Origin of the sequence: Amycolatopsis sp. VS8301801F10 (assembly GCF_046195355.1) — a bacterium.
In the GTDB taxonomy this organism is placed as follows: Bacteria; Actinomycetota; Actinomycetes; order Mycobacteriales; family Pseudonocardiaceae; genus Amycolatopsis.
This window is the reverse complement of record NZ_CP176065.1, coordinates 8,939,568-8,962,877: the sequence shown is the minus strand read 5'-3', so window position 1 is coordinate 8,962,877 and position 23,310 is coordinate 8,939,568. Positions and strand designations below refer to the sequence as shown.

The 23,310-nt window shown below is 70.1% G+C and carries 22 protein-coding genes; 12 read left to right on the top strand and 10 right to left on the bottom strand.

The features are described 5' to 3' along the window. Positions 1-28 precede the first annotated feature (28 nt). The 4 genes from F9C11_RS41075 to F9C11_RS41060 are packed head-to-tail and all read right to left on the bottom strand — an operon-like array spanning position 29 to position 3,859. Entirely contained in the window at positions 29-1,072 is a 1,044-nt protein-coding gene (locus F9C11_RS41075; RefSeq protein WP_409182713.1) for an ABC transporter permease, read from the bottom strand. Next, entirely contained in the window at positions 1,072-1,836 is a 765-nt protein-coding gene (locus tag F9C11_RS41070) for an ATP-binding cassette domain-containing protein (RefSeq protein WP_409182712.1), read from the bottom strand. Before F9C11_RS41070 ends, F9C11_RS41075 begins: the two co-directional genes overlap by 1 nt. Before the next feature lie 5 nt (positions 1,837-1,841). Continuing rightward, positions 1,842-2,879: a class I mannose-6-phosphate isomerase gene (locus F9C11_RS41065; protein ID WP_409182711.1), complete on the bottom strand. Its 1,038-nt coding sequence runs from the start codon at positions 2,877-2,879 to the stop codon at positions 1,842-1,844. Further along, entirely contained in the window at positions 2,876-3,859 is a 984-nt protein-coding gene (locus F9C11_RS41060; protein WP_409182710.1) for a LacI family DNA-binding transcriptional regulator, read from the bottom strand. The genes F9C11_RS41065 and F9C11_RS41060 overlap by 4 nt, the downstream gene beginning before the upstream one ends. A gap of 324 nt (positions 3,860-4,183) precedes the next feature. On the opposite strand from F9C11_RS41060, the gene F9C11_RS41055 reads away from it, so the two are divergent. The 3 genes from F9C11_RS41055 to F9C11_RS41045 all read left to right on the top strand — a co-directional run bounded on the left by F9C11_RS41055 (position 4,184) and on the right by F9C11_RS41045 (position 10,582). Further along, the gene (locus tag F9C11_RS41055) at positions 4,184-7,438 is read left to right on the top strand and encodes a GH92 family glycosyl hydrolase (protein ID WP_409187090.1); all 3,255 of its coding nucleotides are present in this window, start codon (positions 4,184-4,186) and stop codon (positions 7,436-7,438) included. A gap of 74 nt (positions 7,439-7,512) precedes the next feature. Continuing rightward, a complete protein-coding gene (locus F9C11_RS41050) occupies positions 7,513-9,900 on the top strand; it encodes a GH92 family glycosyl hydrolase (protein ID WP_409182709.1) in 2,388 nt (795 codons plus the stop codon). 313 nt (positions 9,901-10,213) lie between these two features. Then, the gene (locus tag F9C11_RS41045; protein ID WP_409182708.1) at positions 10,214-10,582 is read left to right on the top strand and encodes a DUF3817 domain-containing protein; all 369 of its coding nucleotides are present in this window, start codon (positions 10,214-10,216) and stop codon (positions 10,580-10,582) included. Between the two features lie 52 nt (positions 10,583-10,634). Here F9C11_RS41045 and F9C11_RS41040 read toward each other — a convergent pair whose 3' ends face one another. Further along, on the bottom strand, positions 10,635-11,135 hold the full coding sequence (locus F9C11_RS41040) for a MarR family winged helix-turn-helix transcriptional regulator (protein ID WP_009073908.1): 501 nt from the start codon (positions 11,133-11,135) through the stop codon (positions 10,635-10,637). A gap of 70 nt (positions 11,136-11,205) precedes the next feature. On the opposite strand from F9C11_RS41040, the gene F9C11_RS41035 reads away from it, so the two are divergent. Then, a complete protein-coding gene (locus tag F9C11_RS41035; protein WP_409182707.1) occupies positions 11,206-11,511 on the top strand; it encodes an MTH1187 family thiamine-binding protein in 306 nt (101 codons plus the stop codon). Between the two features lies 1 nt (position 11,512). Here the strand turns inward: F9C11_RS41035 and F9C11_RS41030 are convergent, their stop codons facing one another. Beyond that, positions 11,513-11,920 (bottom strand): hypothetical protein, encoded by a 408-nt coding sequence (locus F9C11_RS41030; RefSeq protein ID WP_409182706.1) that lies wholly within the window; start codon positions 11,918-11,920, stop codon positions 11,513-11,515. Between the two features lie 116 nt (positions 11,921-12,036). Here F9C11_RS41030 and F9C11_RS41025 point away from each other — a divergent pair, with 116 nt between their 5' ends. Beyond that, complete coding sequence (locus F9C11_RS41025) at positions 12,037-13,011, top strand: tetratricopeptide repeat protein (RefSeq protein WP_409182705.1); 975 nt, start codon at positions 12,037-12,039, stop codon at positions 13,009-13,011. Between the two features lie 47 nt (positions 13,012-13,058). Here F9C11_RS41025 and F9C11_RS41020 read toward each other — a convergent pair whose 3' ends face one another. Further along, positions 13,059-14,501 (bottom strand): neutral zinc metallopeptidase, encoded by a 1,443-nt coding sequence (locus F9C11_RS41020; protein WP_409182704.1) that lies wholly within the window; start codon positions 14,499-14,501, stop codon positions 13,059-13,061. Positions 14,502-14,629: 128 nt separating this feature from the next. Here F9C11_RS41020 and glgP point away from each other — a divergent pair, with 128 nt between their 5' ends. Then, the gene (gene glgP, locus F9C11_RS41015; RefSeq protein ID WP_409182703.1) at positions 14,630-17,173 is read left to right on the top strand and encodes an alpha-glucan family phosphorylase; all 2,544 of its coding nucleotides are present in this window, start codon (positions 14,630-14,632) and stop codon (positions 17,171-17,173) included. Positions 17,174-17,205: 32 nt separating this feature from the next. Here glgP and F9C11_RS41010 read toward each other — a convergent pair whose 3' ends face one another. After that, positions 17,206-17,337 (bottom strand): hypothetical protein, encoded by a 132-nt coding sequence (locus tag F9C11_RS41010; RefSeq protein WP_409182702.1) that lies wholly within the window; start codon positions 17,335-17,337, stop codon positions 17,206-17,208. A gap of 299 nt (positions 17,338-17,636) precedes the next feature. Between F9C11_RS41010 and F9C11_RS41005 the strand changes: the two genes are divergently transcribed. From F9C11_RS41005 to F9C11_RS40995, 3 genes are read left to right on the top strand one after another with little or no spacing between them, the layout of a single operon-like run. Continuing rightward, positions 17,637-18,473 (top strand): hypothetical protein, encoded by an 837-nt coding sequence (locus F9C11_RS41005; protein ID WP_409182701.1) that lies wholly within the window; start codon positions 17,637-17,639, stop codon positions 18,471-18,473. Then, the gene (locus tag F9C11_RS41000) at positions 18,470-18,814 is read left to right on the top strand and encodes a hypothetical protein (protein WP_409182700.1); all 345 of its coding nucleotides are present in this window, start codon (positions 18,470-18,472) and stop codon (positions 18,812-18,814) included. Before F9C11_RS41005 ends, F9C11_RS41000 begins: the two co-directional genes overlap by 4 nt. Beyond that, the gene (locus F9C11_RS40995; RefSeq protein ID WP_409182699.1) at positions 18,814-19,419 is read left to right on the top strand and encodes a hypothetical protein; all 606 of its coding nucleotides are present in this window, start codon (positions 18,814-18,816) and stop codon (positions 19,417-19,419) included. Before F9C11_RS41000 ends, F9C11_RS40995 begins: the two co-directional genes overlap by 1 nt. 5 nt (positions 19,420-19,424) lie before the next feature. On the opposite strand, the gene F9C11_RS40990 is transcribed toward F9C11_RS40995, so the two are convergent. Continuing rightward, positions 19,425-19,820: a rhodanese-like domain-containing protein gene (locus F9C11_RS40990; protein WP_409182698.1), complete on the bottom strand. Its 396-nt coding sequence runs from the start codon at positions 19,818-19,820 to the stop codon at positions 19,425-19,427. Continuing rightward, on the bottom strand, positions 19,817-20,362 hold the full coding sequence (locus tag F9C11_RS40985; RefSeq protein ID WP_409182697.1) for a cysteine dioxygenase: 546 nt from the start codon (positions 20,360-20,362) through the stop codon (positions 19,817-19,819). Before F9C11_RS40985 ends, F9C11_RS40990 begins: the two co-directional genes overlap by 4 nt. 328 nt (positions 20,363-20,690) lie before the next feature. Between F9C11_RS40985 and F9C11_RS40980 the strand changes: the two genes are divergently transcribed. The 3 genes from F9C11_RS40980 to F9C11_RS40970 are packed head-to-tail and all read left to right on the top strand — an operon-like array spanning position 20,691 to position 23,309. After that, complete coding sequence (locus tag F9C11_RS40980; protein ID WP_409182696.1) at positions 20,691-21,512, top strand: ABC transporter ATP-binding protein; 822 nt, start codon at positions 20,691-20,693, stop codon at positions 21,510-21,512. A gap of 55 nt (positions 21,513-21,567) precedes the next feature. Continuing rightward, positions 21,568-22,347, top strand: a complete 780-nt coding sequence (locus F9C11_RS40975; RefSeq protein WP_409182695.1) for an enoyl-CoA hydratase/isomerase family protein — start codon at positions 21,568-21,570, stop codon at positions 22,345-22,347. Next, positions 22,344-23,309, top strand: coding sequence for a class I SAM-dependent methyltransferase (locus tag F9C11_RS40970; RefSeq protein WP_409182694.1), 966 nt, complete (start codon positions 22,344-22,346; stop codon positions 23,307-23,309). Before F9C11_RS40975 ends, F9C11_RS40970 begins: the two co-directional genes overlap by 4 nt. Position 23,310: the final 1 nt, after the last annotated feature.

Here is a 23,310-nt window from a genome sequence, read left to right as displayed (position 1 = left end):
AAGCACCTCTTTGTACTCGGGGACCGATTCAGCGGGAGTTGCGCTTGCGCCGGTGGCGCTGGTCGAACCACACCGCCGCGACCAGGACCGCGCCGACCGCGATGTACTGCCAGTAGTCCTGCACGTGCGTGATGTTGAAGCCCTTCCGCAGCACCGCCGGGATGAACACCCCGATCACCGTGCCCAGCATCGAGCCGACGCCGCCGAAGAGGCTCGTGCCGCCCATCACCGTCGCGGAGATGGAGTTGAGATTGTCGTTGGTGTGCGCGGAAATCGTGGTCGACGCGTAGTAGGCGAGCGACATGAAACCCGCGACCCCGGCGAGGAAACCGGTGAGCAGGTACACCTTCAGCAGGTGCGCGGTCACGCCGATGCCCGCCCGGCGCGCCGCCTCGGCGTTCGAACCGACGGCGAACGTGTAGCGGCCGAACCGCGTGGTGTGCAGCAGCCAGGAGCCGATCAGCGTGATCACCACGGCCACCAGCACGAGGTTCGGGATCCCGCCGAACGACGTGCCGTACCCGAGGACCTTGTTCAGTTCGGCCGGCACGCTGCGCACGTCCGATCCGCTGTTGAGCAGCAGCGACACGCCGAGTGCGGCGCCCATGGTGCCGAGCGTGACGATCAGCGGCGGGATGCCCGCCACGGCGATGAGGAATCCGTTGATCAGGCCCCAGACCGCCCCCGCCAGCACCGCCGCGACCAGCCCGGCGGTGATCACGCCCCAGCCCGCGTGCGAGGCGTCGCCGCCGCTGAGCGCTTCCATGGTCTTGCCCGCGACCATCCCGGCGAAGATCAGCACCGATCCGACGGACAGGTCGATGCCGGAGGTGATGATCACGAACGTCATGCCGACCGAAAGCACCAGCAGCACGGACGTTTCGATCAGCAGCGTCTGGAAGGTGAACAGGGTCGCGAACTCGGCGGGCGCGATGGCGGTGAACACCGCGATCAGCGCGACCAGCACGAGCGCGATCCAGAACGTGTTGGCCCCGACGAGCCGCTTCCCCAGCGGCGGCTTGACGAACTCGCCGTCCACAGTGGTCTGAATGTCCTTCACCGGGGTGCTCATCAGGCCGCCTCCTCCTGGACCAGCGAGCCGGTCATCGCCGCGACCAGGTCCTCGAGTTTCGTGTCCGCGCCGGCGAACCGGGCGACGCGCCTGCCCTGCAGCAGCACCTCGACCCGGTCCGCCACCGAAAGCACGTCGGGCATGTTGTGGCTGATCAGCACCACCGCGATGCCCTTGTCCCGGACTTTCTTGATCACGTCCAGCACCCGTCCGCGCTGCCGCACGCCCAGCGCCGCGGTCGGTTCGTCCATGAACACGACCTTCGACGCCCACGCCACCGACCGCGCCACCGCGACGCTTTGCCGCTGCCCGCCGGACAGGGAGCCGATCGGCACCTCGGTGCTCTGCAGCTTGACGCCCAGCTTCTCGAACTCCGCGACCGCCTGGCGGCGCATCTCCGCCTTGTCGAGCATGCCGAGCTTGCCCAGCAGGCCCTTGCGCGGGATTTCCCGGCCGAGGAACAGATTCGCCGCCGGGTCGAGGTCCGGCGCGACGGCGAGATCCTGGTACACCGTCTCGATGCCGAGCCGGCGCGCGGCCACCGGCGAGTCCAGGCGGACTTCCGTGCCTTCGAGCAAGATCCGGCCCGACGTCGGCTGTTCGGCCCCGGACAGGCACTTCACGAGCGTGGACTTGCCCGCGCCGTTGTCGCCGATCAGTGCGGTCACCTCGCCCGCGCGCGCCTGGAAAGACGCGCCGCCCAAGGCTTCCACCGATCCGTAGTGCTTGGTCAGGTCCACCGCTTCGAGCAGGATCTCGCTCATCGGCGCTAACTCCTTTCCGGGGCGGGCGGACGGCAGCGGATGACGGTGAGCGAGCCGGACAGTTCGGTCTGGCCCGCGGAGTACGGCACCGCGTAGGTGTCGCCCTTGGCCACCGGGAACTCGCCGCCGTTCTCGGTGCGCAGGGTGCCCTCGCCGTCGAGCGCGACGAGCACGCTGAACGACGGGTCGAGCGAGAACGCGTTGCCGGACAACTGGATCCGGTCGGCGCGGAAGAACTCCGCCGAGTCCGGCGCGAGCAAGTCCACTGTGGTCGCTTCGGCGCCGGAGGTGTGCTTCACGATCGTCTTGAGCCGGTCGTCGTCCCAGCCCGAGGTGTCGAGCGTTTCGATCGCGGTGTCGAAGCCGATCCCGAGGTGGCCCTTTTCCGGCGAGGCGAGGAAATCACGCCATTCCAGGGTCAGCGAGAAGTCCGTCGGCTGCTGCAGTTCGACCACGAACACGCCCTCGCCGATCGCGTGCGGCAGCCCGGCCGGGATGTAGACCGTGTCGCCGGGCTGAACCGGGATGCTGTTGAGCGCGCCCAGCATGCTCGGCGCGTCCTGCTCGCGGGTCCACTCGGCGACAGTGTCCTTGCTCAGCGTCTCCCGGAAACCTGGGTACACGCGCGGGTCGTCGCCGTAGGTGCCGACCACGATCCAGGCTTCGGTCTTGCCGAAGTGCGAGTCGAAGTGCTTGCGGGCGAAGGAATCCGACGGGTGGAAGTGCACCGGAAGCCGCTGTCCGGCGTCGAGCAGCTTCACCAGCAGACCGGTCGAATCGCCGAGCTTGGCGACGTGCGCCGCGCCCAGCCACGCCTCGGCGTCCGCGCGGATCGCGTCGCGCAGCCAGATCCCGCTGGGCAGCTTGGTGAGGCCGTTGGTCTCTTGGCCGAACATGGTGGTGACGGAACCGACCCAGTCCTCCGGCCCGAATTTCGAGTCGGTGCCGCTGGCCCCGCGCAGGGCGGCGATCGCGTCGCCGCCCCGGTAGAACTGCGGCGGCTGGTTGGCCGGGAGCGCGACCGGCTCGAGGTGCTGGGTCACAGGGCGGCCTCACCGGAACCGCGGGCGACTAGGTGCACGGGCAGAACTACCTTTCTCGGGGCGGACTGGTCGCCCTGGATGCGGGCGAACAGCAGCTCGGCCGCAGCGCGGCCGAGGGCGCTGACGTCGTGGGCGATCACGGTGACCGGCGGGTCGAGCAGGTCCGCCAGTTCGAAGTCGTCGAAGCTCACCAGGGCGGGCCGTCGTTCGGCGTGCGCGAGCGCGCGCAGCAGGTGCACCGCGACCCGGTTGTTGCCCGCGATCACGGCGGTGGCCGGATTCGGGCCGTCGACCAGCTTGCGCACGGCCTGCCCGACGGTTTCCGGCGTCGGCGTCTGCATCGCCACGAGGCTCTCGTCGTAGGAGATCCCGTTGCGCACACAGCCTTCCCGGAACCCGCGCAGGCGTTCGGCGGCGGTGAAGATGTCCGGGCTGTCGCCGAGGAACGCGATCCGGCGGTGGCCGTGCCGCACGAGGTGGCCGACCGCCTCGATGGTGCCGCCGAGGTTGTCGACGAGCACCGTGTCGGCCACGATGTCGCCGGCCGGGCGGTCGAGGAACACCACCGGCGTGCCCGCGCGCATCTCCGGCACCAGATAGCCGTGCTGCAGCCCGGCGGGCACGATCAGCAGCCCGTCCACGCGCCGCGCGCAGAACTCCAGCGACAGCTCGCGTTCGCGGTCGGAGTTCTCGCCGGACGACCCGGTCAGCACGTGCCTGCCGAACGACGTCGCGATCCGTTCCACCGCGCGGTTCAGCTCGGAGTAGAAGGGGTTGCCGACGTCCTCGACGACCAGGCCGATGGTGCCGGTGGTCGAGCCGCGGCGCAGGTTGCGGGCGCCGAGGTTCCGCCGGAACCCCAGCTGTTCGATCGCGGCCACCACGCGTTCGGCGGTGTCCGGATGCACCGCGGGCTCGTCGTTGACGACCCGCGACACCGTTTTGATGCTGACGCCGGCCAGCCGCGCCACATCGCTCATCGTGGCCCGCCTGCTGGCGGGGCGGGGAAGCCCGTCCGCGTCCCGGCCCGAGTGAGACAACGTTGTCATAATGCGGGGGATTGGACACCATCCGCGCCCGCGCTGTCAATGCCTGCCGCTTCGGGCTGCCCGCTTCGCCGAATCCGCTGGTGCGGATGGTGGACATCGTTGTCTCGAATCGGACAGGCTCTCACCGCGGTCTTGACGATCCGGTGAGCCATTGCCCAAGGTGGCCCGCATCGACGGTGCGCGACAAGGTTGTCATCGATGCCTCGAGGTCGGTGGCGGCGGGTTCGCGCCGGAGGAACTGGAGAGGCGATGGCGATGGCGCGAGCGCGCTGGAGAGCCGGACTGATCTTCCTGACATCCGCGGTCGTGGCGACAGGGGCCTCCCTGGCCCCCGCCGCCCCCGCACTGGCCGATCCCGCACCGGCCGATTCCGCGAAAGCCGCCGACCCGGCGAAGTGGGTGAACCCGTTCGTCGGCACCCGGCCCGGCGGCGCGGACCACGGAACCGGCGGCGGCGCGGGCAACACCTTCCCCGGCGCGGTCGCGCCGTTCGGGATGGTGCAGTGGAGCCCGGACACGAAGAAATCCCAGCCGGGCGGCTATTTCTACGACGACACCACGATCACCGGGTTCAGCCTCACGCACCTTTCCGGCGCGGGCTGCACCACCTACCAGGACCTGCCGTTCATGCCGTACGTCGGCGAGATCAGCACGTCGCCCGCGACCGATCCGGGCCATTACACCTCGACGTTCTCGCACCAGAACGAGCACGCGACCGCGGGCGCGTACGACGTCGCCCTCGACAACGGCGCGAAGGTCGAGTTGACCGCGACCCAGCGCACCGGTTCCGGCCGGTTCACCTACCCGGCGGGCGCGGCGTCGACGTTGCTGGTCAACACTTCCGGCTCGGTCAACGGCACCGACGACGCGTCGATCAGCATCGGCAAGGACACCATCAGCGGCTGGGCGACCAGCGGCCGGTTCTGCGGCGCCAAGGATTCCTACCGGGTCTATTTCTCGGCGAAGTTCGACACCCCGTTCGAGTCCGTCGGGACCTGGAAGAACGGCGCGGTGACCCCGGGCAAGACCGCGGAGACCGGCGGCGCGAAGGCAAAGGTCGCGCAGCCCAACGGGATCGGCGCTTCGCTGGCGCGTCCAGCCGCGGCGAAACCGCAGGACACCACGGTCAGCGGACCGGGCAGCGGCGGGTACGTCACGTTCCCGAACCTCAACGGCGCACAGGTCAATGTCCAAGTTGGACTGTCCTTTGTGTCCGTCGACGGGGCGAAGGCGAACCTGAAGGCGGAGAACAACGGCAAGAAGTCGTTCGAGGCGGTGGCCGCGTCCGCCCGGCAGGCGTGGAACGACCAGCTCGGCAAGATCCAGGTCAGCGGCGGCAGCGACGCCGACACCACGACGTTCTACACCTCGCTGTACCACTCGCTGATCCAGCCGAACGTGTTCTCCGATGTGGACGGCCGGTACCCCGGCTTCGACGGCCGGATCCACCAGGCGGAGCGCGGGCACGCGATGTATACCAACATCTCCGGTTGGGATATCTACCGCTCCGAGGTTCCGTTGCTGGCCACGATCGCGCCGAAGCAGACCTCCGACCTCGTGCGCTCGATGATGGCCTTCGCCGAACAGGGCGGTTCGTGGGACCGCTGGACGGTGGCGAACGACTACACCGGCGTGATGAACGGGGATCCGTACCACATCATCGTCTCCAGCGCCTACGCGTTCGGCGCGCGTGACTTCGACGCGCAGAAAGCGTTGCTGCTCATGCTCAAGGGCGCGACGCAGCCGACCCAGGGCTACGTCGAGCGTCCGGGTCTGCAGGACTACCAGCGTCTCGGCTACGTGCCCGGTGCGGCGGCGGACACGCTGGAGTACACGAGCGCGGACTTCGCCATCGCCCAGTTCGCGAAGCGGCTCGGCGACAGCGCCACGTACACCACGTTCATGAAGCGTGCGCAGTACTGGCAGAACCTCTACAACCCGGGCAGCGGACACCTGCAGCCGCGCAACGCTGACGGCTCGTTCTCCGCGAACTACGACCCGGCCAGTTCGCAGGGCTGGGTCGAGGGCAACGGCGCGCAGTACGACTGGATGGTCCCGTACGACCTCGCCGGTCTCGTGACCGCGTTCGGCGGCAACACCGCGACGCAGTCGCGTTTGGACACGTTCTTCACCAAGCTGAACGCCGGAACCCATGAGCCGTACGCGTTCCTGGGCAACGAGCCGAACTCGAACGCGCCGTACGTGTACTCGTTCGCCGGTGCTCCGGCGAAGACGCAGAACATCGTTCGCCGGGCGATGGACGAGCTGTACAACCCGCGTCCGGAAGGCCTGATCGGCAACGACGACCTCGGGCAGATGTCCTCCTGGTATGTCTGGTCCGCGCTCGGCGTCTACCCGGAGATCCCGGGCCGCGCCGAAACCGTCCTGACCACGCCGCGATTCGCGCACGCCGAGGTGACCACCGGGGCGGGCAAGAAGATCACCGTCAACGCTCCCGGCACCGGCGAGTACACCAGCGGCCTGAAGGTGAACGGCAGTGCGGCCAGCAAGGCATGGCTGCCGGAAGGATTGATATCTCAGGGCGGCAAGCTGGACTTCACCCGCTCGACGACCGCGACCGCGTGGGGTTCCGCTCCGGCCGACGCGCCGCCGTCGTTCCGCGAGCAGGAGAAGCCGAGCCTGTCCTTTGTGGACCCGGCACGCGCGGTGGCGCCCGCTGGCACGACCGCGACCGCTTCGGTGGGCGTGCAGGATCTGTCCGGCACCGCGAGGACCTGGACCTACTCGGCGGGCAGCGCGGACGGCATCACGCTGACCCCGGCGACCGGTTCCGTCCAGGTCCCGGCGGCGGGCAAGGGGCACGCTGACGTGACGGTGAGCGTTCCGGCGGGCACCTCCGACGGCCCGCGCCGGATCCCGGTCACCTTCTCCTCGCCGGGTCTCGCGGACGTCCAGGCGGTGCTGACCGTCCTGGTGGCGAAGCCGAACAGCTGGCTGGCCACGGTGAACAACACCGGTCTGTCACCGGACGCGAACTCGGCGGCGGGCAACTTCGACGGGGGCGGATGGAGCTACTCCGCGGACGCGCTGGCCAAGGCCGGGGCCAAGCCGGGCAGCACGGTGTCGAGCGACGGGCTGAACTTCACCTGGCCGTCGTACCCGGTGGGCGACCCGGACAACGTGGTCGCCGCAGGGCAGACGATCAACCTCACCGGTTCGGGACGGCTCGCGCTGCTCGGCGCGGCCAGCAACGGCAACGCCCAAGGCACGCTCACCGTCACCTACACCGACGGCAGCAAGTCGACCGCCACAATCGGATTCTCCGACTGGACCCTTGGCGGCGGCGGAGCGCAGCCGGCGTTCGGCAACCGGATCGTCCTGTCCACGCCGTACCGCAACTCCGCGGGCGGCGACCCGCAGCAGATCCGCACGATGGTGTTCGCCACCGCGCCGATCACGCTGGCCGCGGGCAAAACCGTGGCGAGCGTGACGCTGCCGAGCGGCGTCAGCGGCGGAGACCTGCACGTCTTCGCCATCGCCGCGGGCTGACCTTCCGTGAGGGGAACCCTGAGGGACTCAGCTTCCTTCAGGGTTCCCCTCACGGACTTTTCCAGAGGAGTCTCATGAGGAGCAGGGTTTTGGCGGGCGCACTGGCGCTCGCCGTCACCGCGGCCGGGCTCACGCCGGTGGCGGCACAAGCGCGTCCGGCCGATCCGCTGGACGCGGTCAACACCTTCATCGGCACGCAAGACGAGGGCAACACCTTCCCGGGCGCCTCCGCGCCGTTCGGCATGGTGCAATCCAGCCCGATCACCACGCATTACGCCGGATACCTCTACACCGACACCGCGATCCGCGGCTTCGGCCATTTCTTCCTGTCCGGCGCGGGCTGCTGGGAACAAGGCGGCCTGGTTTCGATGCTGCCCACCACCGGCGAAATCGGCCCGAGCGCGGCTTTCGACACCAGCAAACCCGCGACCTTCGACCAAGCCAAATACGCCGCGCCGTACACACACGAAGGCGAAGTCGGCAAACCCGGCTACTACAAGGTGCATCTCACCGGCTACGGCGGCATCGACGTCGAAACCACCGCCAGCACCCGCAGCGGCGTCGAGCGCTACTCATTCGCGAAACCCGGCCCAGCCAACGTTTTCGTGAATGTCGGACAGGCCAACGCGAAGGAGCCGATCACCGGCAGCAGCGTCCGGATCGTCGACGACCACACCATCGCGGGCACCGTCGAATCCCAAGCCTTCTGCGGCGGAAAGCCCTACACCACTTACTTCACCACGAAATTCGACCAGCCGTTCTCTTCCTACGGCACGTGGTCGCCGGAGGGCGGCACGCCGGGCAGCCGCTCGGCACAGGGCGGCGCGGGCCTGCGCGGCGCATGGCTGACCTTCCCGAAGGGCGGCCAAGTCACTGCCACCACGTCGATTTCCCAAGTGGACGCTCGCGGCGCGGACACGAACCTCGCCGCCTCGCGCGTCCGTCCGTTCGACGCGGTGAAGAACGACGTCCAGCGGGACTGGCGGCGCGAACTGTCCAGTGTGGACATCACCGGCGGCACCCCGGACGACCGCACGGTCTTCTACACCTCGCTCTACCACGCGTTCCTCCAACCGCTGACCGCGAACGACGCAGACGGCCGGTACTACGGCTTCGACAAGAAGATCCACCGCGCGATCGGCTGGACGTACTACGACTTCTTCTCCCTCTGGGACACTTACCGCTCGCAAAACCAGCTGCTGGCCCTGCTGAAACCGGACCGGGTCCGCGACATCGCGAAGAGCATTCTCGCCATCCACGACCAGGGCGGCTGGCTCCCGCGCTGGGCGTACGCGAGCCAGGAAACGAACACCATGACCGGTGATCCCGTCACGCCGTTCCTGGTCGACCTGTGGCGATTCGGCGCGCTGAGCGGCAACGAGACGCACGCCTACCAAGCGCTGCTGCAGAACTCCCGCGAGATCCCGCCCGCGTCGTCGCCGTTCCAGGGCCGCTCCGGCAACGCGAGCTACCAGGCCGACGGATTCGTCCAGTACGACCCGAACTTCCCGAAGAAAGGCCAGGACACCGACCCGGCCCACGGCGCGTCCGCCACGCTGGAGTACGCCCTCGCCGACTGCTCCCTCTCCGTGATGGCCTCCGCGCTCGGCCGCGAGCAAGACGCGAAGCAGCTGGCGGCCAAGGGCCGGACGTACGCGACGCTGTGGGATCCGTCGGTGACCGACCGCGGCTTCACCGGCTACTTCCGCCCGAAGCTGAGCGGCGGCAGCTGGTACACCCCGGCCGACGGCCCGTACAGCCCGCAGGGCCAGGACGGCTTCCACGAGGGCACCGCGTGGCAGTACCAGTGGCTGGTGCAGCAGGACGTGCCCGGCCTGGTCGCGAAGATGGGCGGCGCGGCCAACGCGGGCAAGCGGCTCGACGACTTCTTCGCCTACGACGACCTGGTGAAGGACCCGGCGAAGACCGCGCACGAGAAGTGGGTCGTCGGCCCGTACGACTACTACCGCCAGTTCCGCTACAACCCCAACAACGAGCCCGATCTGCACTCGCCGTGGATGTACACGCTCACCGGGCAGCCGTGGAAGACCTCCGCGGTCGTGCGGGCCGCGCACACGCTGTTCACGAACGCCCCCAACGGCGTCACCGGCAACGACGACCTCGGCACCATGTCCGCCTGGTACGTCTTCAGCGCGCTCGGCCTCTACCCGGCCGTCCCGGGCACCGGCGACTTCGTGCTCAACGCGCCGCGGTTCGCCAAGTCCGTGCTGCACCTGCCGAACGGCCGCGACGTCACCATCACCGCGCGGGGCGCGAACGGGGCGCAGCTGCAGTACGTCTCCGGGCTGCGCGTCAACGGCACGGCGTCGGACAAAACGTTCGTCAGCCTCGAACAACTGCGCCGCGGGTCCACTCTGGACTTCTCGCTGACCGGCGACGCGCCGCGAGCCACGTGGGGAACGTCACGCTCGTCCGCGCCGCCTTCTCCTTGTGCCGGTTAGTGTTCAATCGTGGACAGTCGGTGAAGACCGCCTCCCGGATCTTGGGATCGGGAGGCGGTCTTTCCCGTTAACCGGGCATTTCCCGCGCGTTTCCGCCTGCCGTCCGGAATTGGTGCAGACCTTTGCCGCGATCGCTCGTGACCAGAGTCACGGGCCCCGGTGTTCCGGTGAGGCCGGTCACGCCTCACACTGGTCTCATACCCGTTCGACAGTGCTGTTGACGCCAGGCGGTTCCGTCCGCCTTGGACAGTCCGTCGGACGTGTTTTTTGTGTGTGCAGTCCGCACGCACCAGGTGACGCACAGGAGGATGTCGTGTCCAGCAAGGCCGCTCTCGTGTTCCGCGTGGCCGCAGTCGCCGAGGCTCTGTCCTGGCTCGGCTTGCTGATCGGGATGTTTCTCAAGTACGTCGTCGACGCGTCCAACGAGGGCGGCGTTCCCGTCCTCGGCATGGTGCACGGCGTCGTCTTCGTCCTGTACGTGATCACCTCCCTGTCCGTGGCGAAGCCGCTGGGCTGGCGCGGCAAGACGCTGACGCTGGCGCTGCTCGCGAGCATCCCGCCGCTGTTCACCTGGCTGTTCGAGAAGTGGGCGCTGCGCAACGGCAAGCTCGACGGCCCGCAGCGGCTGTCCCACGGCGGCGTCGGCCTCTTCGTCCGCACGCGCGAGACTGTGAACGCCTGATCTTCGCTTTTCCGGAGGGCCCACGCGACGACCGCGTGGGCCCTTCGTGCGTTTACGAGGTGAAGTCGCCCGCGGACTTGCGGACCTTGGTGAGCAGCTCGGTCAGCTGCTCCACCTGCCGCTCGGTGAGCCCGGTGAGCCCGAAGTCGATGTCGGTCACCGCGGCGGTGGCGGCCTCCCGCAGCGCGCGGCCCTCGTCGGTGATCTCGACGAGCGTGGTGCGCCGGTCGGTGGGATGCGGCACGCGCTTGACGAGCCCGTCGCGTTCGAGCCGGTCCACTATGTTGGTGACGCTGGTGGGATGCAGTTGCAGCCGTTCGCCCATCACCCGCATCGGCAGCCGCGCGTTGCGGGAGAAGGTGAGCAGCACGAGCGCCTCGTAGCGGGCGAAGGTGAGGCCGTGCGGCTTCAGCGCGCCGTCGACCGCCGACTGGATGATCTGCTGCACCCGCATCACACCGGTGACCGCGGCCATGGTTCCGGCCGGGCCGATCCGGTCTTCCCACAGCTGCGCGGCACGGGCGATCGGATCGAACGGCAGCGGACGGTTCATGGCAACCGAAGCTACCAGCGGGTACCCCGGTCGTGGGGGTCGGTATGGGAGAACAGGGAAAGGAAGCCACATGATCGTCGCGTTCAGCGTGAGCCCCTCGGCGGCGGAGCCGGACGGCGGAGTGAGCGAGGCCGTCGCGCGCGCGGTGAAGGTGGTGCGCGAATCCGGGCTGCCGAACTCGACCAGTTCCATGTTCACCGAAGTCGAAGGTGAGTGGGACGAGGTGATGGCGGTCGTGAAGAAGGCGGTCGAGGCCGCGGGCGAGGGCTCGGCGCGGGTCGGGCTGGTGCTGAAGGCCGACATCCGTCCCGGTTACGACTCCGGCCAGCTGACCGCGAAGGTCGAGCGGGTGGAAGCGCACCTGCGCGAGGACTGAGCTAGGGGATCGGCGGGGTGAAGGCGACGGTCCAGCGTCCTTTGGCGCTGGTCACCGCGAGCCGGTAGCTGAACTGCTCGCCGGTGCCGGTCTTCCCGCGCACGACGGCGGTCGTGGGGGAGTGTTCGTCCGGGGAAAGCTGCACGGAGAGGTCGTGTGCGTTGCCGTCCTTGAGGACGTTGACGTAGTCCTTCGCGAGATCGTCGCCGCCGGAACCGGGGACGTCGAAGAGCCCGGCGAGCGCGTCCGCGTCCCGCCCGGCCAGCGCGGCGGTCAGTTCCGCGCGCAGTTCCGGCGGGGACGCCGCACCCGGCGGGTCCTGGTGCGCGACGGCCAGCGTGATGCTGGCGATCCACGCGACCGCGACCACGACGGCGGCGGCCACCGTGGCGTTGCGCCGGCTCAGCATCCTCGGGCCTCCTCGTTGTCCTCGCCGGAAGCATGCCTCAGCGGGGTGCCCATGCCAAAAGCGAACCTCGGGGCTGCTGCTGAACTCTCGCGGCGAGGCGTGCCAGGATGGAGGGCGTGACACACCCACGCGGATCTGCAGCGAACTCAGCGGCGTTGTCCGCCGCGTTGTCCGGCGCGGTCGACCTGTCCGCGCTCAAAGCCAGGGCGGAGGCGAACCGGAACCAGCCGCAGGCCCCGCCCGCGCGCCCGTCCGGCGGCGAGCCGAGTGCCTCCGCGCCGCCCTCGGACGCGGTGCTCGAGGTCACCGAGGCCACCTTCCAGGCCGATGTCGTCGAACGCTCGCTCAACCAGCTCGTGGTCGTCGACCTGTGGGCCGAATGGTGCGGGCCGTGCAAGCAGCTGAGCCCGGTGCTGGAACGCCTGGCCGGCGAAGCGGGCGGCGCCTGGGTGCTCGCGAAGGTCGACGTGGACGCCAACCCGCGCATCGCGCAGCTCTTCGGAGCCCAGTCGATCCCGACGATCGTCGCCATCGCCGGCGGCCAGCCCGTGGACGCCTTCTCCGGCGCGCTGCCGGAGCCGGAAATCCGCAAGTGGCTGGGCTCGCTGCTCGACGCCCTGCGCGACCGCCTGCCCGGCATCCGCGCCGCCGAAGAGGCCCGCGGCCCGGTGGAGGAGCCGGAAGACCCGCGCTTCACCGAGGCCGAGGAGGCCTTCGAACGGGGCGACTACGCCGCCGCACAGGCCGCGTACGAGCGCATCCTGGACGCCGAACCGGCCAACGAACTGGCGAAGAACGCCCTGGCCCAGGTCAAGTTCACCGCCCGCGCCGAAGCGGCCGACCCGAGCGCCCGCGAGAAGGCCGCGGCCGACCCGAAGGACATCGACGCCCAGCTCGCGGCCGCCGACCTGGACATCGCGGAGCAGGACGTGGAAGGCGCGTTCCGGCGGTTGGTCGACGTCGTCCGCCGCACCTCCGGGGACGACCGCAACCGGGTCCGGGAACACCTGGTGGCGTTGTTCGACCTCTTCGACCCGGCCGACGAGCGGGTCTCGAAGGCCCGCCGGGACCTGGCGAGCGCCCTGTTCTGAGCTGACGAAAAAGGGCCGCACCGGAACGGGTGCGGCCCTTTTCGCTGTCAGGCGTACAGCTTCGAGCAGGAAGACGAGCCCTCGAGATATCCCCGCCGCAGCGCCTCGACCCGGTCGAACCCGCTGTCCGGCCGCTCGCCGTTCACGTTCGCCGACACCAGCCCGTCCGGCCGCAGCAAATCCGCGATCGCCTCGTCCAGATCCCCGGAGGAGAGCTTCAGCTTCACACCCCCGGTCGGATGGTTCGAGAACGCCGCCCAAGCCCCCACCAGACAGGCCGTCCGCAGTCCGGCATTGGGCGTGTCGATCGACGCCCCCACGCCCTTCTGCACCCCGATCGCATACCGCGACGCCAGCTCGGCGAAAGCGGCGAAGTCGCCGAGCCCGCCCCCGGCCTTGCCGGCCATCTCGGCTTCCTGGTCCACCGGCTCGGCCAGCCGCTCCAATGCCCGCTGGTCGAAAGCCACCGTGTTGTCGTTGGGGCAATAAGACGCGGGCGGCGTGCTCGGCCCGCCGGGGCAGCTGCCCGACCCGGCCCGGAATTGCGGCCCTTGCACCCCGGCCCCCTTGAACGCCTCGTCAAGGCTGGCCTTCACCCTGGCCACCAGCTGCTCGTCGAACCGGACGTCGCCCTTCCCCCGGTCCCCGGAGTCGAACGGCCGCTCGGTCAACCGCTTCTGCACGTTCTGCGCGTTCATCCCCGCGCATTCCTTCGGCCCCTTCTCGAACCCGGCCTGGAACGCGTACGTCCGGTCGAACGCGGTCCCGTGCGCCTGCCGGTCCGTCGCGCTGGTCCCGGCCTGGTCGCGGATGAAGAACATCGCCGCCAGGATCTGGTCCAGCCCCTCCGCCGTCGACACCCGGTAGAACTTGCTCTTGTCCTCGGCGACCCACCGGAAGTACCCGCCGGCGAAGCAGTCCGCCTGCTGTTCCTTCACGACGGTCGGCGTCGACTTCGAGATCCCCGCCGCGGCCCCGAGCCGGTACTGGATCGCGTGGCCGAACTCGTGCGCCAGCACGGTCACCACCGCCATCGGGCCGAACCGCTTGCGCAGCATCGGCAGCAGCACGCCGCGGTCCCACGCCACCGAATCGTCGCCCGCGCAGTAGAACGCGTTCACCAGCTGCTTGACGCTGCCGCACGCGGTGTCCTCGGTGTCGCGCTTCGAGTCGTACGACAGCAGCGACTTGACCGGCTCGAACTGCTTGCCGCCGAACTCCGCGGGCAGCGCCTCGCTCCAGTACGCCTGCACGTCCGCGATCGCGGCGGTGGCCAGCTGGTCGTCCTCGCCGCCGCCGGCGTTGCGCACCCGCAGGTCCGGCTTCGGCGCGCCGGAACGCAGCCCGCTCTCGAAGTGCGTGACCGGCAGCCCGGCGACGTTCCCGGCGCCCGGCGTCGCCGCGGGAGCCTTGTCCCCGCACGCGGCCGTCCCCAGCACGGTCGCCGCGACCAGCGCGACCAGCGCGTACCGGCGTCCCCCTCGGCTCATGTTCCCTCGTTCCACTTCCGCGTCCGACAACGAACCCGGACATTACTGACCCGGACGGCGCACTGCGCGGACAATCCCCGAAGTGGGGTGCGAGCGCGCGCGAAGCGGGCCGGATATCGTCGCTGACCATGCGTGCAGTTCGCCGGTTCACCGTCCGCGCCAGCCTGCCCGAGCCGCTCGCCGGGCTCGGCGCGCTCGCGACCAACCTCCGCTGGACCTGGCATCCGCCGACGCGCGACCTGTTCGCCTCGATGGACGCCGAGCTGTTCAACAAGATCCGCGACCCGCTGCGCATGCTCACCGCGCTGCCGCCGGAGCGGCTCGAGGAGCTGGCGAAGGACGAGGACTTCCTGCGCCGCACCCGCGAGGCCGCGGCCGGGCTGGAGCGCTACCTCACCGAACCGCGCTGGTACCAGCGGCGCACCGACGAGGGCCTGCCGGAGGCGGTCGCGTACTTCTCGATGGAGTTCGGGGTCACCGAGGCGCTGCCGAACTACTCCGGCGGCCTCGGCGTGCTCGCCGGCGACCACCTCAAGGCGGCCTCGGACCTCGGCGTGCCGATGGTCGGCGTCGGCCTGCTGTACCGGTCCGGCTACTTCCGCCAGGGCCTGTCGCTCGACGGCTGGCAGGTCGAGCACTACCCGGTGATCGACCCGAACGCCTTCCCGCTGGAGCTGGTGACCGAGGCCGGCCGCCCGGTGCTGGTCGAGGTCGCCATGCCGGGCGGGCGGGACCTGCGCGCGCAGATGTGGCGGGCGCGCGTCGGCCGGATCCCGCTGCTGCTGCTCGACACCGACATCGAGGCCAACGACGAGGACCTCCGCTCGGTCACCGACCGGCTCTACGGCGGCGACGCCGACCACCGGATCCGGCAGGAGATCCTGGCCGGCATCGGCGGGTTCCGCGCGGTGCGGAAGTTCTGCGAGCTGACCGGGCATCCGCAGCCGAAGGTGTTCCACACCAACGAGGGCCACGCCGGATTCCTCGGGCTGGAGCGCGCCCGCGAGATCATCCAGTCCGACGGGCTCGCCTTCGACGAGGCGCTGCCCGCGGTCCGCGCCGGCACCGTGTTCACCACCCACACCCCGGTCAGCGCGGGCATCGACCGTTTCCCGGTCGACCTGGTGCAGCGGTATTTCTCCGACGGCAGGCTCGTCCCGGACGTCGACGTCCGGCGCGTGCTGCAGCTCGGCGCGGAAGACAACCCGGGCCTGTTCAACATGGCGCACATGGGACTGCGGCTGGCGCAGCGCGCGAACGGCGTCTCCGAACTGCACGGCCGCGTCACGCGCCGGATGTTTTCCCGGCTGTGGCCCGGTTTCGACGAGGCCGAGGTGCCGATCTCGTCCATCACCAACGGCGTGCACGGGCCGACCTGGGTGGCGCGCGAGCTGAGCGCGCTGCTCGGCGGCAACCACGAGGAGTTCGGCCACGAAGGACGCACGCCGGACAGTTCGCTGCGCGACGGCGTCAGCGACCAGCAGCTGTGGGAACTGCGCCGGGAACTGCGGGAGAAGCTGGTCGGCGAGGTCCGGCGGCGGGTGCGCGCGGCGTGGATGCAGCGCGGCGCCTCAGCGCTGGAACTGGGCTGGACCGACCGCGTTTTCGACCCGGACGTGCTGACCGTCGGCTTCGCCCGCCGCGTGCCGACGTACAAGCGGCTCACGCTGATGCTGCGCGATCCGGACCGGCTGCGCGCGCTGCTGCTGGACGAAAAACGGCCGATCCAGATCGTGATCGGCGGCAAATCGCACCCCGCCGACGAGAACGGCAAGCAGCTGATCCAGCAGATCGTGCGGTTCGTCGACGATCCCGCGGTGCGGCACCGGATCGTCTTCCTGCCGGACTACGACATGTCGATGGCCCGCTACCTCTACCGCGGCTGCGACGTGTGGCTGAACAACCCGGTGCGGACGCTGGAGGCGTGCGGCACGTCGGGCATGAAGAGCGCGCTCAACGGCGGCCTCAACCTGTCCATCAAGGACGGCTGGTGGGACGAGTGCTACGACGGCTCGAACGGCTGGGCCATCCCCACCGCGGACGGCGTCACCGACCCGCTCCGCCGCGACGACCTCGAAGCCGCGGCGCTGTACGACCTGCTCGGCCAGCAGATCGCGCCGCTGTACTACGACACCGGCGAGGACGGCGTGCCGACCGGCTGGCTCGCGATGGTGTGGCACACGCTCGAAACGCTGGGCCCGCGCGTGCAGGCGTCGCGGATGGTGCGCGAGTACGTCGATTCCGGTTACCTGCCCGCGTCGCGGATGGTGGCCGCCGCCACCGGCAACGGCCACCAGGGCGCGCTTTCGCTGGCCGACTACCGGACCAAACTGGAGGTCGCCTGGCCGCGCGTGCGGATCTTCGACGCCGAACTCCAGTACGACCACACCGAACGGCTCGTGGTGGGCACCGAGGTCACCATCCGCGCCCGGATCGACCTCGCCGGGCTCGATCCGTCCGAAGTGGACATCCAGGCCGTGGTCGGCCAGGTCGGCGACGGGGACGAACTCGCGGATTCGGTGCAGGTGCCGATGATCCCGGACGGCATCGGCGCGTTCGCCGCGACCCTGCGGCTGCCGCGCGCCGGCTCGGTCGGCTACACGGTGCGGGTGCTGCCCAAGCACCCGCTGCTGGCCAGCCCGGCGGAGCTGGCGCGCGTCGTGCTCGCCTGAGCCGGTCGACGGCGGAAGCCGGCCGGCCGGGCTCAGTGGCGGCATTCCGTCTCCCGTTCGGCCAGTTTCCGCTCCAGGCGCCGCCGCGCGTTCCAGCACACACCGACGGCGGTGAGGCACACCCCGTTCGTCCAGGCCAGCACGACAATCACGAACAGTTCCACCGGATCGCTCCATTTCTTTCCCGTGGACGCTTTCGTCGTGAACGTAGCCGCGGTCCGGCGGGGTACACCGCTGTTCCGGTGATTCTCGCGGGAAAGTCGTGAGCCCGGAGGCGATACGCGTCGTCATCCCGAATTGCCGCTGAGTAATCCTGGCGTGATTTTCCCGGGATTTTTCCCGTTGTTGACCCGGTGCCAGCCGGGACTTTTCCCCGTTTTCCCAGGAAAACGCGGGGGCGGGCGTTCGACAAGGAATATTCCAGGAACGGACGGCGGCGAAATGTCGTTTAGGATCCTTGCCCGTGATCGACAAAGGGGGAGTCCGCGTGAGCTGGTCGCGCCCGGAACCGCCGATGAGCGTCGCGTTGCGCAAAGCGGTGGAGGGATTGCACAAGGGAAGCGGCGTCTGGCACGAGGACCTGCGCCGCCGGCTTGGCGCGGAACTGTGCGGCCGCTGGCAGATCCCGGCCGCGGCGCCCGCGGCGGACGTGCGCGTGGTCGTCGTCGCGCGGCTCGCCGCGGTGCTCGAGAGCTTCGGCGACGACCGGCTCTCCCGCGTGTTCTGGGCGGCGTTCAACGTCGGCCTCCCGCGCGACGAGGAGAACGCGAAACTGGCGGGGCGGTGCGCCGGGCTCGGCATCAGCCGCACCAAATTCGACGAGCAGCGGGAACTGTTCACCCGCCGGATCAAGGAAAGCCTCGTCCGCCCGCTGCCGCCGCTCGGCCCGGCCGAGCTGGCCGCCGCCCGCGCCCTGCTGGAGCCTCCGCCGGCGCGTCCGGAAGAGCACGTGCTCGACGCGCTCGCGGACGTGCCCCGGCTCGTGCTGGCGAAATTCCCCGAGGACACCGTGCGGATGCCGTTCGTCGGCAAGGAACTGCTGATCGCTTCGCTGGGCGGAGCGGGCGACTGGTGCTGCGTGTTCACCAACGACCGCGGGCTCGGCGAATACGGGAAAGCGCTGGGACAGCGGTGGACGAGCGTCCGGTCGTGCTCGGGCCGGGAAGCCGCGCGGGCCGCCGCCCGCGCGACGGCGGGGCTGCTGGTGAACCCGAACGCGGGCTTCGGCGGCGGAACCGAACGGATGCTGTCGCTGCCGCTGTCGGTGGTGCGGGAGATCGCCGGAACGGAGCCGCGATGACCGGGTACGAAACCGATCCCGCGCAGCTCGGCCAGGCCGCCGACGGCCTGGCCGAACTGAACGCGGACGCGAAACACCGGCGTGGCGCGCTTCGCTACAGCGCCCAGCCCAGCCGGGCAGGCGAGGTGCTGCTGGCGCGCAGCCTGGAGCGCTTCCAGGCCGCTTCCCTGCGCGCCGCGGACCTGGTCTCGACCGACCTCGCCCGGCTCGCCGAGCGGCTCGAAACGGCCGCGAAGCAGTACGCCGCTTACGAATCCGACGCCGCCGCCGCGATCGAAGAGATCGCCGACAAGCCGCCGGAGGACAACGGCCCGAGCGAGATCCGGACGGTTCTCGGCTGATGGCGGAGTGGTCCGACGACATCTCGTCGCTGATGCGCGCCGAGGCCGACCGGTGCGGCTGGCTCGCCCGCCTGCTGGACCCGCTCGCCGCGGGGCTGGAGGAGCACGCCCTGCCGGAGTGGACCGGCACGGGTGCCGAGGCGTACGCCACGGTGCGCGAGAAACAGCGCGCGCAGGCCGAAACCGCCGCGGAAGCCCATCGGGTCGCCGCGGCGGCTTTGTACCGGTACGCCGATGCCGCGCAGAGCTTGAAAAACCGCCTGCTCGACGGCGAAGACGAGCCCACGCTGCTGTCCGAACGCGGCCGGTGCGCCGACGAGGCCGCCCAAGCGCTGGACCTGGCCACCGAGCGGCTCGACGAGCTTCAGCCCACTTTGGACGCGCTCCCGCAGCAGCGCGCGGTCACCGTCGAACGTCCGTCGGCGGCCGAACGCCCGGTGGTGCTGAACCTGCCGACGCAGACCCGGCAGCCGGAATGGGACCGCGCGCAGTTTCCGGTGCCGGGCGGGCAGAACCCGCACCTGCAGGCGCTCAGCGACGCGGTCCTCCGGCATTTCCAGGCGAGCATCGGCACGATCTCGGCCCGCCTGGAACCGGACCGCTGAGCCAGTCAGTCGACCGCCCGCGAACCGCCTTTTCGCACCGGCAACCCGGCCGCGGCCCACGCCCGGAACCCGCCGACGAGATCGGTGGCGTTGGCCAGCCCCAGCCGTTGCAGATCCGCCGCCGCGAGGCTCGACGCGTACCCCTCGTTGCACACCACCACCGCGACGGTCTCCGCGGAAACCCCGGGCAGCCGCCATTCGCTCTCCGGAGCCAGCCGCCATTCCAGGTGGATCCGCTCGATCACCACCGACCCGGGGATCTCGCCCTCGGCGACCCGGTTGGCGTACGGCCGGATGTCCACGATCAGCGCGCCGTCGGCCTGCAGGTCCGCGGCGCGCGCCGGGTCCGCCCGGTCCAAGGTGGACCGGGCGGCGGAGAGGAACTCGTCCAGTGCGGTCATGACCGCACAATGGCAGGAAGCGGCGGGATCTCGTTCGGCACGTCGGCGAGGCTCGCGTACTCGCGGGTCGGCACCAGCGGCGGCGAGTAGGCGTGCACGCTGGCGGCCGGTTCGTCGCCGACGCCGAGCACCTGGTGCGCGCGCCCCGCGCCGAAGCCGATGCCCTGCCCGGCGGTGTGCGTACGGCGGCGCACCGGGCCGCCGGGGTAGCGGTACTCCTCGCCGAGTTCGCCCTGCAGCACGGTGAACGAACCGGACGCGCCGCCGTGGTCGTGCGGCTTCGTGTGCTGGCCGGGCAGCCACGACAGCAGCCACAGCTCGACGCCGTCGGTCAGGGCCAGGCGTGCCCACCAGCGCCGGTCTTCGTCGAAGCGCAGGACCTCGCGCAGGCTGGTGGTCAGTTCGGTGGTGACGGTGCGGGTCAGCTCGGCCAGCTCGCGCGGCGTCCAGAGCAGCCGCGCCGGGTGCAGCAGCTCGGGCAGCAGCGGATCGGTCAGCTGGGGGTGGATCTCGACTTCCGGACGGACGATGGACGTGGTCAACGGAGGCTCCTGGAATATGTCGGAAAAGTGCCGGGGCGCGAGGCAGCGCGGCACGCCGACGAGGATCAGCGTGCGTGCCGCGCCCGGCTACATCCGCTGGAAGCGACCAGGAGCAGGTCGATCGCGCGACGGCGCCAGAACACGGGGCGCGCGGACCTGGTCATGGCCTGGATGCTGCCACAGCGTCGCGATCAAGGCCGCTCGTCCCATTCGCTGGACACCCGGCGCGCGGTTGCCGGTCCTCACCGGCCCCGGGCGCCCGCTCAAGTTCCTGGCATCGAGCGTTACGCCCGGGCGGGTGCGCGCCCGCGCCCGGGCGACCGCCACAATGGGGCCCGTGAGCGAGCCGATCCTGCCCAGCGATCCTGACGACCTCGTCGTGCGGATGTCCGGTGTCGGCGTCCGCCGTACCGGAAACGACCTCCTCGCGGCCCTCGACTGGGCGGTGGAGCTGGACGAGCGATGGGTGGTGCTCGGGCCCAACGGGGCCGGCAAGACCACCCTGCTGCGCCTGGCCGCCGCCGAACTCCACCCCACCTCCGGCACCGTCGACCTGCTCGGCGACCGGATCGGCAAGGTGAACGTCTTCGACCTGCGCCCGCGCATCGGGTTCACCTCCGCCGCGATCGCCCAGCGCGTGCCCGGCGACGAGCGCGTCGGCGACGTCGTGGTCAGCGCCGGGTACGCGGTGATGGGCCGCTGGCGCGAGCGGTACGACCGGATGGACCTCGACCGGGCCACCGAACTGCTCGGCACGCTCGGCATCGCACACCTGGCCGAGCGCACGTTCGGCACGCTCAGCGAGGGCGAGCGCAAACGCGTGCTGATCGCCCGTTCGCTGATGACCGACCCGGAGCTGCTGCTGCTCGACGAGCCCGCCGCGGGCCTCGACCTCGGCGGCCGCGAGGACCTCGTGGCCCGGCTGTCGGCGCTCGCGATGGATCCGGACGCGCCGGCGATGGTGCTGGTCACCCACCACGTCGAGGAGATCCCGCCGGGCTTCACCCACGCGCTGCTGCTGCGCGAGGGCCGCGCGGTGGTGTCCGGGCTGGTCGACGACGTGATCACCAGCGAGAACCTGTCCAAGACGTTCGACCAGGACCTGGTGCTGCAGCGTTCGGGCGAGCGGTTCTTCGCCCGCCGCAGGTAGGTTTGAGCTTACCGGCCGGTAGCCTGCTGTCAGTTCGTCAACGAGGAGGAATCCCGTGGGAGAGTTCGTAACCCTGGAAGTCGAGGGCGGGGTCGGCACGATCCGGCTGGACCGGCCGCCGGTCAACGCGCTGAACAACCAGGTGCAGGCCGAGCTCGCCGAGGCCGCGCGCGAGGCGTCCGACCGCGACGACGTGCGCGCGGTGATCCTCTACGGCGGCGAGAAGACCTTCGCCGGCGGCGCGGACATCAAGGAGATGGCCTCCCGCACGTACCCGGAGATCGCGAAGTTCGGCGCCGAGCTGACCGCGTCGCTCGCCCGGGTCGCGAACATCCCGAAGCCGGTCGTCTGCGCGATCACCGGCTACGCCCTCGGCGGCGGCCTCGAACTGGCGCTCACCGCGGACTGGCGGATCGCGGGCGACAACGTGAAGGTCGGCCAGCCGGAAATCCAGCTCGGCATCATCCCCGGCGCGGGCGGCACGCAGCGGCTCACCCGGCTGATCGGCCCGAGCAAGGCCAAGGACCTGATCTTCACCGGCCGCTTCGTGAAGGCCGACGAGGCGCTCAAGCTGGGCATCGTCGACGAGGTCGTGGCGCCGGACGACGTGTACGCGGCGGCGCACAAGTGGGCCTCGCAGTTCGTGAACGGCCCGGCGGTGGCGCTGCGCGCGGCCAAGGCGGCGATCGACTCCGGCCTCGACGTCGACCTGGCCACCGGCCTGAAGATCGAGACGCAGCTGTTCACCGCGCTGTGGGCGACTGAGGACCAGAAGAACGGCATGCAGTCGTTCATCGACAACGGCCCCGGCAAGGCCAGTTTCGAGGGGAAGTGACTTCCGTGTCCGACCCAGCGCCGAACCCGCACGCCACCGAAGACGAGGTCAAGGCGGCCTACGCCGACCCGAAGCTCGCGAACGTCCTCTACCACGACTGGGAAGCCGGGACGTACGACGAGAAGTGGTCGATTTCCTACGACGAGCGCTGCATCTCCTACGCCACCGACGTGTTCAACGCGGTGGCCGGCGAGGACGGCCAGCCCTACCAGCACGCGATGGAACTGGGCAGCGGCACCGGGTTCTTCCTGCTGAACCTGATGCAGGGCGGCGTCGCGAAGAAGGGTTCGGTCACCGACCTGTCGCCGGGCATGGTGCAGGTCGCGCTGCGCAACGCCGAGAACCTCGGCCTCGACGTCGACGGCCGGGTCGCCGACGCGGAGCGGATCCCCTACGACGACAACACGTTCGACCTCGTGGTCGGGCACGCGGTGCTGCACCACATCCCGGACGTGCGCCAGGCGTTCGGCGAGGTGCTGCGCGTGCTCAAGCCGGGCGGGCGCTTCGTGTTCGCCGGCGAGCCGACGAAAATCGGCGACCGCTACGCGCGCCGGCTCGGCCAGCTCACCTGGTTCCTGACCACGAACCTCACGAAGCTGCCCGCGCTGAGCGGCTGGCGGCGTCCGCAGTCCGAATTGGACGAATCGTCGCGCGCGGCGGCGCTGGAGGCCGTGGTCGACATCCACACCTTCGACCCGTCGGAGCTGGAAGCGATGGCGCGCGGGGCCGGTGCGCAGGACGTCCGCGCGGTCACCGAGGAGTTCTCGGCGGCGCTGGCCGGCTGGCCGATCCGCACCTTCGAGGCCGCGGTGCCGCAGGAAAAGCTCACCGTGCGCTGGCGGCTGTTCGCCTACCACCTGTGGCTGCGGCTGTCCGCTTTGGACAAGAAGGTGCTGTCGAAGGTGCTGCCGCGCGAGCTGTTCTACAACGTGATGATCACCGGGACCAAACGGCCGTCCTGAA

Coding starts and splice junctions, on each gene's coding strand:
- glgP (WP_409182703.1), top strand. CDS start 14,630: ATGCGTGCAGTTCGCCGGTTCACCGTCCGCGCCAGCCTGCCCGAGCCG.
- F9C11_RS41075 (WP_409182713.1), bottom strand. CDS start 1,072: ATGAGCACCCCGGTGAAGGACATTCAGACCACTGTGGACGGCGAGTTC.
- F9C11_RS41040 (WP_009073908.1), bottom strand. CDS start 11,135: ATGAACCGTCCGCTGCCGTTCGATCCGATCGCCCGTGCCGCGCAGCTG.
- F9C11_RS40990 (WP_409182698.1), bottom strand. CDS start 19,820: ATGACCGCACTGGACGAGTTCCTCTCCGCCGCCCGGTCCACCTTGGAC.
- F9C11_RS41055 (WP_409187090.1), top strand. CDS start 4,184: ATGGCGCGAGCGCGCTGGAGAGCCGGACTGATCTTCCTGACATCCGCG.
- F9C11_RS41060 (WP_409182710.1), bottom strand. CDS start 3,859: ATGAGCGATGTGGCGCGGCTGGCCGGCGTCAGCATCAAAACGGTGTCG.
- F9C11_RS40980 (WP_409182696.1), top strand. CDS start 20,691: ATGGGGCCCGTGAGCGAGCCGATCCTGCCCAGCGATCCTGACGACCTC.
- F9C11_RS41020 (WP_409182704.1), bottom strand. CDS start 14,501: ATGAGCCGAGGGGGACGCCGGTACGCGCTGGTCGCGCTGGTCGCGGCG.
- F9C11_RS41030 (WP_409182706.1), bottom strand. CDS start 11,920: ATGCTGAGCCGGCGCAACGCCACGGTGGCCGCCGCCGTCGTGGTCGCG.
- F9C11_RS41000 (WP_409182700.1), top strand. CDS start 18,470: ATGACCGGGTACGAAACCGATCCCGCGCAGCTCGGCCAGGCCGCCGAC.
- F9C11_RS40995 (WP_409182699.1), top strand. CDS start 18,814: ATGGCGGAGTGGTCCGACGACATCTCGTCGCTGATGCGCGCCGAGGCC.
- F9C11_RS41035 (WP_409182707.1), top strand. CDS start 11,206: ATGATCGTCGCGTTCAGCGTGAGCCCCTCGGCGGCGGAGCCGGACGGC.
- F9C11_RS41070 (WP_409182712.1), bottom strand. CDS start 1,836: ATGAGCGAGATCCTGCTCGAAGCGGTGGACCTGACCAAGCACTACGGA.
- F9C11_RS41050 (WP_409182709.1), top strand. CDS start 7,513: ATGAGGAGCAGGGTTTTGGCGGGCGCACTGGCGCTCGCCGTCACCGCG.